The organism is Pseudomonas sp. NPDC090752, assembly GCF_055584805.1.
In genome coordinates, this window is sequence record NZ_JBVJLI010000001.1 from 127632 (window position 1) to 140987 (window position 13356).

12 protein-coding genes and 1 pseudogene are annotated in these 13356 nt (G+C 60.9%); 6 read left to right on the forward strand and 7 right to left on the reverse strand.

The features are described 5' to 3' along the window. Window positions 1-36: 36 nt before the first annotated feature. Window positions 37-738, reverse strand: a complete 702-nt coding sequence (locus ACZ6YA_RS00575; RefSeq protein WP_465894763.1) for an ATP-binding cassette domain-containing protein — start codon at window positions 736-738, stop codon at window positions 37-39. Then, window positions 738-1484, reverse strand: coding sequence for a hypothetical protein (locus ACZ6YA_RS00580; RefSeq protein ID WP_465894766.1), 747 nt, complete (start codon window positions 1482-1484; stop codon window positions 738-740). The genes ACZ6YA_RS00575 and ACZ6YA_RS00580 overlap by 1 nt, the downstream gene beginning before the upstream one ends. A gap of 366 nt (window positions 1485-1850) precedes the next feature. Here ACZ6YA_RS00580 and ACZ6YA_RS00585 point away from each other — a divergent pair. After that, window positions 1851-2039 (forward strand): annotated as a pseudogene (locus tag ACZ6YA_RS00585) (phosphopantetheine-binding protein); the annotation flags it as partial. Between the two features lie 345 nt (window positions 2040-2384). Here ACZ6YA_RS00585 and dsbG read toward each other — a convergent pair. Genes dsbG through dsbD form a run of 3 tightly spaced genes read right to left on the reverse strand, consistent with a single transcriptional unit; the run spans window position 2385 to window position 5693 of the window. Then, complete coding sequence (gene dsbG / locus ACZ6YA_RS00590; protein ID WP_465894768.1) at window positions 2385-3143, reverse strand: thiol:disulfide interchange protein DsbG; 759 nt, start codon at window positions 3141-3143, stop codon at window positions 2385-2387. A gap of 1 nt (window position 3144) precedes the next feature. Further along, window positions 3145-3981, reverse strand: coding sequence for a TlpA family protein disulfide reductase (locus ACZ6YA_RS00595; protein WP_465894770.1), 837 nt, complete (start codon window positions 3979-3981; stop codon window positions 3145-3147). Further along, entirely contained in the window at window positions 3981-5693 is a 1713-nt protein-coding gene (gene dsbD / locus ACZ6YA_RS00600; RefSeq protein ID WP_465894772.1) for a protein-disulfide reductase DsbD, read from the reverse strand. The genes ACZ6YA_RS00595 and dsbD overlap by 1 nt, the downstream gene beginning before the upstream one ends. 270 nt (window positions 5694-5963) lie before the next feature. On the opposite strand from dsbD, the gene ACZ6YA_RS00605 reads away from it, so the two are divergent. Genes ACZ6YA_RS00605 through ACZ6YA_RS00625 form a run of 5 tightly spaced genes read left to right on the forward strand, consistent with a single transcriptional unit; the run spans window position 5964 to window position 12076 of the window. Beyond that, a complete protein-coding gene (locus tag ACZ6YA_RS00605) occupies window positions 5964-8795 on the forward strand; it encodes a xanthine dehydrogenase family protein molybdopterin-binding subunit (RefSeq protein WP_465894774.1) in 2832 nt (943 codons plus the stop codon). Then, the gene (locus tag ACZ6YA_RS00610) at window positions 8788-9324 is read left to right on the forward strand and encodes a (2Fe-2S)-binding protein (protein ID WP_400803540.1); all 537 of its coding nucleotides are present in this window, start codon (window positions 8788-8790) and stop codon (window positions 9322-9324) included. The genes ACZ6YA_RS00605 and ACZ6YA_RS00610 overlap by 8 nt, the downstream gene beginning before the upstream one ends. A gap of 2 nt (window positions 9325-9326) precedes the next feature. Then, entirely contained in the window at window positions 9327-10538 is a 1212-nt protein-coding gene (locus tag ACZ6YA_RS00615; protein ID WP_465894777.1) for a cytochrome c, read from the forward strand. A gap of 3 nt (window positions 10539-10541) precedes the next feature. Further along, the gene (locus ACZ6YA_RS00620) at window positions 10542-11513 is read left to right on the forward strand and encodes an XdhC family protein (RefSeq protein ID WP_465894779.1); all 972 of its coding nucleotides are present in this window, start codon (window positions 10542-10544) and stop codon (window positions 11511-11513) included. Next, complete coding sequence (locus tag ACZ6YA_RS00625) at window positions 11510-12076, forward strand: nucleotidyltransferase family protein (RefSeq protein WP_465894782.1); 567 nt, start codon at window positions 11510-11512, stop codon at window positions 12074-12076. The genes ACZ6YA_RS00620 and ACZ6YA_RS00625 overlap by 4 nt, the downstream gene beginning before the upstream one ends. Before the next feature lie 15 nt (window positions 12077-12091). Here the strand turns inward: ACZ6YA_RS00625 and ACZ6YA_RS00630 are convergent, their stop codons facing one another. Beyond that, window positions 12092-12712 carry a GAD-like domain-containing protein gene (locus tag ACZ6YA_RS00630; RefSeq protein ID WP_465894784.1) on the reverse strand — a complete coding sequence of 207 codons (621 nt, stop codon included), beginning with the start codon at window positions 12710-12712 and terminating at the stop codon, window positions 12092-12094. Between the two features lie 19 nt (window positions 12713-12731). Then, window positions 12732-13349: a GAD-like domain-containing protein gene (locus ACZ6YA_RS00635; RefSeq protein WP_465894787.1), complete on the reverse strand. Its 618-nt coding sequence runs from the start codon at window positions 13347-13349 to the stop codon at window positions 12732-12734. Between the last annotated feature and the right edge of the window lie 7 nt (window positions 13350-13356).

Below are 13356 nucleotides of genomic sequence, written 5' to 3' on the forward strand. Positions count from 1 at the left end.
AGGGGGCGCTATGCGCCCCTTTTCGCCAGTGAAGTGTCACATCGAGGCATTGATGAATGCTTCGTCAAGCGAAGCCGCACGGTGACGTGCCATGAACTCCTTTCCATTGTTGAATGCTTCCAAACGACATTTGGCAAGCATGTAAAAACGGTCACAGTTGTTAGTGATTTCCTCGGTGTAATGTGAGGAAATCAACACGCTCGCGCCTTCTTTGCAGGCGTTTTTGATGCCGAGCCATATGTAATGGCGGAATTCTGGGTCAACACCAGCTGTGGGCTCGTCCAGGATGATCAGATCACTATTCAAAAGCAGTAGTGTAAGTGTGAAGAAACTGCGGATTTCTCCATAACTACAGGTGGAGGATTTTTTTTGGGATATAGCCTCGTATCGATTAGCTAAGGACGGCGACCATTGGATCAACTTCGAGAGTCGTGTGGTGTGGCAGGGAGTGTTATTCGCATTGAGGCTGCTGATTAGATTACCTACATCCTTCATTCGTAATAAAGGTGGGGGAGTAATGATCTGAGTCAGATAAGTCGGCCGCTTTGCGACGTTTGTAATTTTACCATGCGAGGATGTTTTTATGCCGCATATCAGGTCAAAGAGGGTTGTTTTGCCAGCGCCATTGCAACCCAGTAGACCTATCATTTCACCTTGGTTTGCGTGGAGCGTTATGTGGTCGATTATATCTGTGTGGGGGTAGCTAAAGCTTAGGTCTTCTATGTTCAGTAAGCGCATCAGTATCGACTCCAGATGGGTTGAATTCTGAAATAGCGCGCTGTGAGGTAAAGTGCGGCGAATGAAGTCGTCAATGCAATGAGGAGGCTCTGGGTTGGAACAGACTTTTCAAGAAAGAGCTGAGTGCTGAAGTGCAATGGGTTGTATTGCGCTAACGTATGCGAAACGTCTTGGCTTTGAAGAGTGCCTGCATATCCTGAAATCAGCATGAGAAATGACATAAGGGAAAATAGAGTGCTGGCGGTGTTGAATTTGATCGGCAATGAAACGATGCCAAGGCCGATGGATGTAAAGAGAAGGTAGCTGGTGTAGAAGCAGGCTAGTAAATACAGCAGTTCGCCCAGTGAATAACCTCCAAAGAAGGGTTTTGTTGCCAGGTAAAATAATAAGGCATAAAAGAGGCTGATGGCTGAGTAGCTGAGAGTGTGCGCGATTAAGAAGCGTCTTATTGCTGTGCGTTCATAAATGAATGAGCGGATAAAGCCGCTTTCTCTTCTGCCTATCAAGTAAAAACTGAATCCGAAAAAGGCGATGCTTGCTGAGATATATGAATAGAACCACGCGGCCGCGTTGATATAGGGCTGAGGGGTGTGGTTCGACTGAGTGGTCATGACGAATAATATACACGGGGCAATCGCGGACCATAATAGCGCGGTGGGTTCTCGGGTGTGCTCCGTTATCAGTACTCTGGTGATGATAAGGATTTTGTGGGCGTTGAGGGTGAGCAGTGTGAGAGTTAGTTTCATGGGAATGGGCCATGGTTGGGTGCCTATGTAGAGGTGTAGAGGTGCGCATCACCTATGTCAATGATTCGATGTAATGAGTAAGTAATTGCTGTGCTTGTGGTTGTTTGTAATTAACAGCTAATGTGAGAATGCTCTTAAGTTTTTTCCTACATGTGGCTGATTTTTTCGCTGTTTGCTTTTTATTTTCTTGAGTTGTTGTAGGGGGATTCTGAGTGGTGCGTGCGATAAGGTATTTATCTGCAATTGATGTTTGGGTTGGCTCAAGTGTTGCTAATTGTGTCGTGCAGTTATACTCGCGCGCTCGACCGCGCTTGAATGTCGAGTCGTAAGTTTTACCGGATGGAATTTGGCTGGAGTAGATGCCCTACGCTGCTGGCGACGCAGATTGCCTCGAGGGTGCAGAAGCAGTTGCAGTTCAATGTGCCGCTGCGGGCGATGTTCGAGTGCAGTACGGTCGAGGAATTGGCTGAGTACGTGCGCGGGTTGCAGGGCGGTGCGCTGGATGAGGGCAAGGTGGATCGGTTGAGTGATCTGATGGCGGAGTTGGAGGGGCTTGGAGGGGTACGCAGGGGCTTTGTGCCCCTTGTCGCATGTCGATGCTATTGCTGCGCCTGTGAAATCGAGCGCCGCCCGCGCGGCGCTTCGCGGCTGAAGTTGCTCCCACATTTGTTGCAACGTGCCTATGTCAGTGAGGCCACGGTTGTTCGCCTTGGTGCATGACTGAAGATGTGCGAGGCGGCGGCAGCGCCAGCCGAAATATTGCGTCGTGCCAACAAGGCTGGTAACTATGGCCTATCAGGCCATGGCACGTTGCAATAAATGTGGGAGCGGCTTCAGCCGCGAAGCGCCGCGCGGGCGGCGCTCGATCTCACAGGCGCTAAAGAAACCAAGACATGCACCTCAACGCTTACCGAGAATCTTCCCCAGCATCTCCGGCCGCGGAGCCCCTTGCTGGCTCTGCAGATTCCCCTGTTCATCCTGATAGAAAATCGCCGGAGTAGCCTGCAACCCCATCTCCTCCATCAACGCCAGGTTCCCGTCCAGCTTCTGCTGCACCGCCTCGGGCACCTTGTCCAATGCCTTCAAGTTGCTCGCCTTGCCAGCTTTCTCATGCTGCTCCAACGCCTTGGCAGGATCCTTGGCCGCCAGCAGCGCTGCCGACTTGCCCGGGCTGTCCTCACGAATGATGCCGACCATGATATGCCGCAGCTGCACCTTGCCCGACTCCACCCAAGGCCGCGCCTGTTGCCAGAACATGTTGCAGTACGGGCAGTTCGGGTCGCTGAACAGGTAGACCTTGCGCGGGGCATCGGCCTTGCCGTCGGCGATCCAGCTGGTCTTTTCCAGCTTGGCCCAGATGGCCTTGGACATCGGGCCATACACCAGCTTTTCCAGTGGCTCGGCGCTCAGGTCTTTGCCTTGTTCGTCGAACAGGCTGCCGACCAGCACGTGCTTGCCGTCGGGCGTGAGGTAAAAGGCGATGCCGTTGTTCTGGTACTCGGCGGCATAGCCGCGCAGGCCGTTGGGCGCATCGAAACTGCCCTTGATCACGGCGCCCTTGGCTTGCAGTTGCTGGATCGCCTTGGGCAGCGCTTCGGCCTGCACCAGTGGGGCGGCCAGCAGGGCCAGGGACAGGGGCAGCAGGGCAGTCAATCGCATGTCAGTTTCCTTGTGCGGCAGGGGTGGGCGCGGTGGCCCGGTCGAAAGGTTCCAGGGCGTGGTGCAGGCTGGCCCGGGACAGCTCGCCCAGATGGCTGCCGACCAACCGCCCGTTGGCGTCGTAGAACAGGGTGGTGGGCAGCGCCATCGAGCCGACCTGCTGGGCCAGCACGCCCGTACCGTCGAACAGCACGTGGGTCAGGCTCAGGCCGGTGGTGGCGAGGAAGGTGCTGACGTTTTCCGGGGTCTCGCCCTGGTTGACGAACAGGAAAGTGACGTGGGGGTATTCGCCTTGGGCCTGTTGCAGCACCGGCATTTCCCGTCGGCAGGGCGGGCACCAGGTGGCCCAGATGTTGATCACCAGCGGTTTGCCGCGATAACTGTGCAGCGCGACCGATTGCCCGCTGGCATTGCGCAGGCTCAGCTCGGGGAGCTCGGTGCCTTTGCTGTACAGGTGACTGCCCAGGCTGGCCAGGCCCCAGAACAGCGCGCCACTGAAAAGAGCCCAGCCCAGTGGGCGGCGCAACCCAGGGTGACGCCAGCCTTGCCAGAGGGTGGCAAGGACGATGCCGATCAGCCCCGACCAGAGCAGGAAGCCGCCATCGCGGATGTCGATGACCTGCACAAGGTCGTCGCGGTACATCGGCCAGTAGACCAGCACGAAACCCACGCGGGCGCAGAGCAGGCCGATCAGGAACAGGTTGAACAGCGCCGATTCCGGGCTCTCGCCGCCACGCCTGGCGACCCACCAGCCGATCAGAGTGGCGATGCCCAGGGCAGCCAGCATCAGCAAATGGTTGAGGGCCATGGTCAGCGGCCCCAGGGTTACCGTCAGCATCAACTTTGGCTCCTGGTCTGCGTCCAGTGTTGCAGGAACGCGGCCGCATCCACCTCGCCGGTGAGGCGCCGCGCGCGGCGTTCCTCGCCTTCCGGGCCGAGCCAGAGAATGCTCGGCGGGCCGGGGACTTGATAGCGCTGCAACAGGGCGTGGCTGGCCGGTGTATCGGCGGTCACGTCCAGGCGCAGCAGGTGCACGCCGGCCAGGCTGGCTTGCACGTCAGGGCGGGCGAACACCTGCTTTTCCATGACTTTGCACGACACGCACCAGTCCGCATAGTAGTCGACCATCACCCACTGGCCGCGCGCCTTGGCGGCATCCAGCTCACGTTGCAAATCTTGCGGGTTGCTGACGGTTACGAAGGCGTCTTCTGCGTGCTGCGCGGCCGCCGGTGCACCGCTGCCGGCGAACGGTCGCAGCGGTTGCCACAGGTCATCGCCCCCGGCAGCAGCGCCGACCAGCAGCAGGCCACCCCATAACGCACCGAGCAGCGGCACGGCGCGTAAGGCCGGCAAACGCTGCAGGGCCGGCCACATGGCCCAGCCCAGGGCCACCAGCCACGCGCCGCTCAAGGCCAGCAGCAGTGGCGCGGGCAACAGGCTGCGCACCGTATACAGGGCCATGGCCAGGAACACGAAGCCGAACACGCCTTTCACCCGATTCATCCAGGCGCCTGGGCGCGGCAGGTAACGGTTGCCCAGGGTCACCAGCAACAGCAGCGGCAGGCCCATGCCCAAACCGAGACTGAACAGCACCAGTGCCCCTTGCAGCACATCGCCACTCTGCGCGATGAACAGCAGCGCACCGGCCAGCGGCGCGGTCATGCACGGGCCAAGCAGCAGCCCGGATAGCGCGCCCAGCAAAGCAGCGCCGTATAGATTACCGCCACGGGTGCCTTGCCCGGCGCGGTCCAGGCGATCTCGCACGGCAGCCGGCAGTTGCAGTTCGAATGCTCCGAACATGGGCAACGCCAGCAGCACGAACAACGCTGCCAGGCTGCCCAGTAACCAAGGTTGTTGCAGCCAGGCCTGCAAACTGGCGCCCAGCAGCGCGGCGACCACGCCCAGCGCGGCATATACCAGGGCCATGCTAAACACGTAAATCCCAGCCAGCAGCCAGCCGCGCCGCGCGCTGGCGCCATTGCCCAACACCAGGCCAGCCAGGATTGGCAGCATGGGCAGCGAACACGGTGTGAAGGCCAGCAGCAACCCAAGGCCGAAGAACGCCAGGAGGCTCCAGCCCAAACTGGCGCTTTGCAGGCCGCTGGCCAGGGCCTGATCGCTGGCCTGGTCGGCAACCGCTGCGGCGCTGCCGCCCAGGTCGATCACGGAGGTTTGCGGCGGGTAACACAGGCCGGCATCGGCGCAGCCTTGCCAGCCTAGACGCAACTGGCCCTGGGCATTGGCCGGCAGCAGCAGTTCAAGCTGGTCGCGATACACCGCACTGTCGCCGAAGAACTCGTCGTGGTGATTCAGGGCAGGGGGCAGTTGCGGGTGCTGCTCGGCGGGCAGGCCATCGAACTTGAGGCGCTTCTGATACAGGTAATAGCCCTGCTTGATCTGGAAGAACAGGCGCATCTGCCCATCCGCCTGGCGGTCGTGGGTCAGGACGAACGCCTGGTTCACCGGCAGAAAATCGGGCTTGGTTTCAAACGGGTTGGCTTGCAACGGGCCGGCCAGCAGCAATGTCAGGAAGAGCAGGAAAACGCGCATGTCTTCGCCTTGGCAGTACGAGAAGTGGGGCCATGCTGGCCTTTAACGATTAACCCAAGGTTAACCCGGATCGTTGCAAGCCTTTGCCTGGATCAGCAGGTGAAACACCGCGACATACTGTCAGCTTGACTTTGCGGACAGGTAAAATTTCCTGTATAAAACTGACTTTATGGTCAGCTTCATGCTGCTCCCCGCGGGCTGGCCCCTTCCGAGTACTCCGACACAAGAATCAAAAGATGGGCAGACACCGCTCTGCCCAGAGGATCAAGCATGTCCAACCGTGATATTTCCCGGCGCTCCTTCCTGCAAGGTGGCCTGATCGCCGGTGTCGGCGTGACGATGGCGCCGCTCGGCAGCCAGGCGTTCGCCGCGCTGATGGAGGACCGCGTCACCACCTCGCCGCAGAAGTGGATGAACCACGACGGCAAGGCGCGTTTCCGTAACGATGCGCTGTCCAAGGTGTGCGGCAACAAAGTCTTCGCCCGCGACATCCGCGCCAAAGACATGCCCGGCTGGCCCACCCAGCAAGGCCACGCCATGCTGCTCAAGACCACCAAGGCGGACCGTATCTATGCTGGCTTCGACCTCGGCTTGCTGGGCGCCGAGCTGCAACCGGACCGCATCGTCACCTCCGCCGACCTGGAACAGGACGGCATCGCCTGGCCCGAAGCCCATTCGCCCGACCCGCTGCTGCCCCCCGGCAAGGTACCGATGTTCATCGGCCACCCGGTGGCGATCCTGATCTGGAACGATTTCGAGCGTTTCCGCCAGGCCAAACGCAAGCTGCAGTTCAACGATAAGGCAATCCGCTACGGCGCCCAGGCTCCGCTGTACCAGCGTGACCCGTACGGCAGCTTCCGTTTCGTGCGCGTGGGCGGTGCCACGCCGTTCGACGAGGACGAGTTCTCCAGCCTGAAAAACACCATGCTGTTCCCGACCATCCTCAACCGCAAACCGGTGTGGTCCAAGCAGCCCAACCAGCATGGCGATCTGACCGAACAGGGCCTTTTCTACGCCAAGCGCATTAGCGAGCAGTTGGACAGCCCGCCCGAAGACTGGCTGGTGTTCGACGAACGCTACAAAACCCCGTCCATCGAGCCGGCCGCGCTGGAGCCGGACAACGGCAACGGCTGGTACGACGCCGCCACCGGCACGCTGCATTTCGTCGTGGCCACCCAGTGCCCGTTCGAAGTGGCGCAAGAATGCGTGCACATGATCAAGCCGTCGCGCTTCGCCCTGAAAAACCTCAACATGCACCCGGGCTACACCGTGGGCTATGGTTCCAAGGACAACAACATCTTCGTCTTCTACGCTGCGGTCGCTGCGTTGTATGGCGCCGGTGTGCCGATCCGCCTGGCCAACGACCGCTACGAGCAGTTCCAGAGCGGCATCAAGCGCCATGCCTTCGACATCCGCTACCAACTGGCCGTGGACAAGAAGGACAACAGCTTCAAGATCTTCCGCGCCGACATGAGCTGCGACGGCGGTGGCCGCATCAACTACAGCCCATCCGTGGCCGCAGTTGGCGCCACGGCGGCGCAGTCGATCTACTACATGCCGCAGAACGACCTGTCCGTGACTGCCTACCACTCGCGTGGCGTCGAGGCTGGCTCCATGCGTGGCTACGGCACCCTGCAGACCATGGCCGCCACCGAAATGATGGTCGACGAAGTGGCCGGGCGACTGGGCGTCGATGCCATCGACCTGCGCCGTGCCAACGCGCTCAAATCGGGTATGAAGAACACCCAGGGCGCGGTCCCGGCCGGTGCCCTGCGCCTGCACGAGATCCTCGACAAGGCCGCCGCCCACGACTGGTGGCGCAACCGTGACGCACGCAAGCGCGAGATGGACGCCAAGGACAAGGACCACTGGTACGGCGTCGGTTTCGCCATCTGTCAGAAGGACTTCGGCACCGGTTCCGAAGCGCCGATGGCCGCCGTCGAGTTCACCGCCGATGGCCGCATCAGCCTGCGCCATATCGGTACCGAGCTGGGCACCGGCATGTCCACCTCCCAGGCCCTGGTGGTCAGCGACTTCCTCGGCCGCTCGGCCGATGAGGTGAAAACCGCCGCCACCGAGTGGCCGGAACTGCAACTGACCACCAGCGGCAATCCCTACCTGATCAGCCAGGCCGAGCAGGACGCTGCCTTGCGCGACCCGCGCTGGGTCGGCAAGCTGGCGTCGCCATCGTCGGCGACCAACTCGGCCTTCTATTTCAGCCACGCCACCCGTGAAGCGGCGCGCGTGCTGTTCAACCACGGCTTGTGGCCCGCCGCCCTGTCGCTGTGGCGCCAAGGCCCGTTCGGCGGCCAGGCCAACCCGCTGGTGGTGCGCCGCGAGAACGCGGTGTGGGTCAATGGTGAGCTGACCGGCAACGGCCTGGCACCGATCCCGTTCGCCGAGCTTGCCAAGAAAGCCCATGAAATGGGCCTGGTCACCGGCGTCAGCGTGCACGGTTTCAACCGTTGGAGCTGGGCCGAAGCCGATTTCGTCATCGACGGCGTGCGCGAGCGCTTCCCGCTCGATGCGGTAGCTGTGAAGTATGGCGACGGTGCGCCGAACGCCAAGAAAGCGCAGATGACCAGCAACGGTTTCCACCTGCTCGACCGGCAGAACGCGGCTTACCCGGCCACCCAGCTGAACAACGCCATGGTGACCTACTACAGCCCGGTGGCGACCATCGTCGAAGTGAAGGTCAACAAGGGCACCCGCGAAGTTCAGGTCCTCAACCACCACAGCTGGGTCGAATGCGGCCGCGTGCTGGTGCCGGAACTGGTCAAGGGCCAGCTCGAAGGCGGCATCGCCATGGGTATCGGTCACGCGCTGACCGAAGAGATGCCACTGCACGAAGGCGGCCCGGGGGAGGGCGACTGGAATTTCAACCGCTATCGCCTGCCGTACGCCAAGGACGTGGCGGTGTGGAAACAGACTTCCGAGATCCTCCCGCCGCTGTCGCCGACCGACCCGTCCAAGGGCATCGCCGAGGTGGTGATGATCCCGGTGGTCGGTGCCATCGGCAACGCTGTGGCCCATGCCATCGGCAAGCGTGTGCGTGACCTTCCGATTACTCCAGCCCGCATCAAGGAGGCCCTCAATGGCTAACCGTCCGCTTCAACTGACCCTCAACGGTCAACCTGTCGGTCCGGTCGAGGTCCCCGATGACCTGGCGATGATCGACTACCTGCACGAACACCAGAACCTCACGGGCTCGCGCCTGGGCTGCGGCCAGGGCATCTGCCACGCCTGCGTGGTGATCGTCGACAACCCCGACGGCACCTGCGAGGAAGTGCGCACCTGCATCACCGGCGCCCATTACTTCGAAGGCAAGCAAGTCCGCACCGTCGAGAGCCATGCCAAGCAGGACGAGGCCGGCAACGTCACGCTGAACCCGATCCAGCAGAAGTTCGTCGACCTGTTCGCCTTCCAGTGCAGCTACTGCGCACCGGGCTTCGTCAACGCGGCGACCGTGCTGGTGGAAAACGCCCAGCGCCAGCCGGTGAAGAAAAGCGAGCTGGAAGACCGCATCGAAGAAAGCCTTGGGCACCACATCTGCCGTTGCACCGGCTATGTGCGTTACTACGACGCCACCCGCACGGTCCTCAACGACCTCGGCCTGGTCAAGGAGGGTTGAACATGGCGTTCGTACGTTCCAGCCTGGCGCTGGCGCTTGGCCTCGCCGTGTCGATGGCTGCCCAGGCGGATGACCCGGCACAGATCAAGCGCGGCGAATACCTCGCCCGTGCCGCCGACTGCATGGCCTGCCACACCGCTGAAGGTGGCGCGCCCTATGCGGGCGGCCTGCCGATCCATTCGCCGTTCGGCACCATCTATGGCAGCAACATCACCCCGGACAAGCAATACGGCATCGGCAACTACTCGGCCGACGAGTTCTTCGCCGCCGTCACCGAAGGCAAGCGCAAGGATGGCGCCAACCTCTACCCGGCCATGCCCTACACCTCGTACCACCTGATCAGCCGGCAAGACTCGGACGCGATTCTGGCTTACCTGATGACCGTGCCGCCGATCAACCGTCCGGCCCCGGAAACCAAGCTGAGCTTCCCGTTCAACGTGCGCATGGGCCTGGCCGGCTGGAACATGCTGTACGGAAAGAGCGTGCAGCTGCAGCCCACCGAGGGCAAGAGCCCGGCGTGGCAGCGCGGCCAGTACATGGTCGAGGTCATGGGCCACTGCGGCGAATGCCACACCCCGCGTAACCCGATCGGCGCGTTGCAGCAGCACCAGCGCCTGACCGGCGGCCTGCTCAACGGCTACCTGGCGCCTAGCCTGTTGGCCCAGGACCTGGCTGAGCGCGGCTGGACCCAGCCCGACCTGACTACTTTCCTGAAGCACGGCATCAGTGCCCAGGGCAGCATGTTCAACGAGATGTTCCCGGTGGTGCACCACAGCACCCAGCACCTGGAAGACGCCGACCTGTCGGCGATGGCCACCTACCTGCTCGGCGACCAGCCGCCAGCGGCCAAGGTCATCAAGGCGGTGCCGCTGGACCAGCTCACCGACAGCGCCAAGCGCGGCCGCCAGCAGTACCTCAACGTCTGCGCCGGTTGCCACGGCGTCGACGGCGAGGGCAAGCCGCATATCGCCGTGGCCATGCAGGGCAACACGGTGCTGCGCCAGGAAGACTCGCGCAACCTGGTCAAGGCCATCGTCGACGGCATCCGTGAGCAGCAGTTCACCGGCTTCGAACGCATGCAGCCGATGCCGGGCTTCGCTGACAAGCTTAACGATGACCAGGTTACGGATATGGTCAACTACCTGCGTCAGGCCTGGGGTGGATTGCCCGGTGACCTGAGTGTGCAGCAGCTCGCCGAGCTGAAGGCAGAGTGATGCGTGCAACATCTTGATCTGCAGGTCGTGCGCCAGGCGTTGCAGTGGTCGTGCTGCGGCCAGCGGGTGTGGTTGTGCACGGTGCTTGCCACCTACGGCTCGGCGCCTCGCGCGCCGGGCTCGTTGCTGGCGGTCAATGACGGCGGGCAATGGGTGGGTTCGTTGTCGGGCGGCTGCGTCGAGGACGACTTTCTCGAACGTGTAGCACTGGGCGAGTTTCCCGAGCCGCTGGCGATCGTGCGTTACGGCGATGGCAGCGACCGACGTTCGAGCATTCGCCTGCCCTGTGGCGGCGTGCTCGACGTACTGGTGGAAAACCTCCCGGCCGATTGCGAGGTGCAGGGGCACCTGCGGGCCCTGCAAAGTGCCCTGCAGGGGCAGCGTCGGCTGGTGCGCGAAGTGAGCCTGCCGCAGGGCGTTCGTCAGCTCACCAATGATGTAACCCAAGGCCCGCGTGTGGAACGTGAAAGCAGCCGCGTGTGCCTGCGGGTCGGCGCCGCCCAGCGCCTGCTGTTGGCGGGTTACTCCAGCGTCGCGCATTTTTGCGCCGAGTTCGGTAAGGGGATGGGCTTTGAAGTCATCCTCTGCGACCCGCGTGACGAGGTGCTCGAAGGTGTGGTGCTGGAGGGTGTCGAGGTGCGCCGCGAACTGCCGTCGGAATTCATCGCCAACGGGGGTTGCCATGCCGACACAGCAGTGGTTGCATTGACCCACGACCCGAAAATCGATGACCTGGCCATGCTTGAAGCAGTGCGTACCGAGGCGTTCTACATTGGCGTGATGGGCTCCAAAGCCACCTCCGACAAGCGTCGCGAGCGGCTGCAGCGCATTGGCGGCCTGAACAGCGACGAGCTGACGCGCATTCATGCGCCTATCGGCCTGAACCTGGGCAGCAAGACTCCGGCTGAGATCGCTTTAGCAGTGCTGGCCGATATCCTGCGCATGCGTAACGGCATTGAGCGGGCAGCGTTGTGAGCGTCGTTGCGCTGGTATTGGCGGCGGGGAGCAGCGTGCGTTTCGGTGGCGATAAACGCCGCGCCACGCTGGCCGATGGGCGCAGCTTGCTGCTGCACAGCGTCGAACGGGCTTGCTCGGTGTTCAGTGATGTACGGGTAGTGCTGCGCGAAGGTGAGCGCGGGGATGACCTTGGGTTGCCTGCCGGTTGCCGGGTCATTGCCAGCCCGCAGGCTGCATTGGGCATGGGCCACAGTTTGGCAGCCGGTGCTGCGTCGCTGATCGACAGTGATGCATCGGCGGTGGCGATATTGCTGGGTGATATGCCGTGGATCGCTCCGGCCACCTTCAGCCAGCTGATTGCTGCTGCGGGTGCATCCACCATCGTCGTGCCACGGCATGACGGGCAGCAGGGGCATCCGGTGTTGTTCGGGCGCGATTTCTGGCCGGCACTTTCACGCCTGACGGGTGATGAAGGGGCGCGTTCTGTGGTGAAGGCCCATCTGGCGTATTGCAACAGGCTTGAAGTGCAAGACCCCGGCGTGCTGCAGGACGTGGATCGGCCTGATGCGGTTTATCGCTGAGCGCATTCGTTGCGCCTAATCGTTTTCTTCTTCCTCTTCGTCGAGTTCGTACGGCTGAAGTTCAGCCATCTGCGAGAGCAGAATCAGATGCACTTCGGCGTCGAGTCGCTGCAGACCCTTCAGCGTGGCAGAACCTCCCAGCACCAGGGCAGGCACGAAGCCGTACATCTCGTTAGCTTCCAAATCGCCCAACGTTTCTCGGGCCTCGTCGAAAAGATCCAGGCCGATGTTCTCCGTCATGGCCCACATGAGCAGGCTCTGGATTTTGCTGTCGCGTTCTTCGCTGTTGGCGCTTGGAGTACTCAAGAAGTATCGGGAGTGGTAGGCCGCAATGGTCAGGATAGTGCCGGTGTTTTCTCCCCACAGGTACAACTCGCCAAACGCGCTGCGGGCGATGAGGTGATAGTTGTCGTGGGGGGTACCTCCCACCCAGGCGTCCACTACGGCTTCGTATTCGCCCGGGTTGACCAGCCAGAAAAGACCGTCGCCGTAGCCGCACCAGCCGTGTTCTTTCCAGTAGTCGAGGAGTTGGTTGGGAAGTTTGTTCTTGTAATGGTCGAGGGCGGAAGGCGGGACGGGTTGGTGGCCGATGGGGTTGCCGAGGGTTTCGAGGAAGATGGAGAAGACTGCGTTCATTGGTTAGTTCCTTATGTGTTTAAAAGTCGGAGAAGCTGTAGGGTTCGATTGTGCAAATCTGAGATATTAAGAACAAATGCTCAATTGTCTTGAGTTTTTCTAGATTTTCTAAACGAATGGACCCGCCGAACGCCAAGGCGGGAACAAAGCCATACATCTCATCCGGTCCCAACGCGCCGAGGCGCTTTGTGGCAGGCTCAAACATGTTGTCGAAATCATTCGAGCCTAAGTCTCTACTCGCAAAAAAGCTCTGCACAAGTCTGCCCATGTCCGCCGGAGTTACTTTATCTCTGTTTCCTATGTATCGCCCAATGTGTGCTGCAATTTTTAATGAGAACCCTGTGTTCTCACCAAAAAGGTAAAGGTCTCCAAATGCTCCGCGAGCGGTGAGGTGAAACTTGTCGTGCGTCTGTAAGTTTGCGCTCTCAAGAAGTGACTCCACCACTCCCTCATATTCTTGTGGGTTCACTGTCCATAGCATTCCATTGCCGTAGCCACACCACCCATGCTCAGCCCAGTATTGCAGAAGTTGAGCCGGCAATCTTCCTCTGTAATGCTCTATGGTTGATGTCGGCACTTCCTGTCTATAGGTTGGCTCTCCGACTGTTTCAATAAAAACTGAAAATGCTTCGTCCATGTGATAA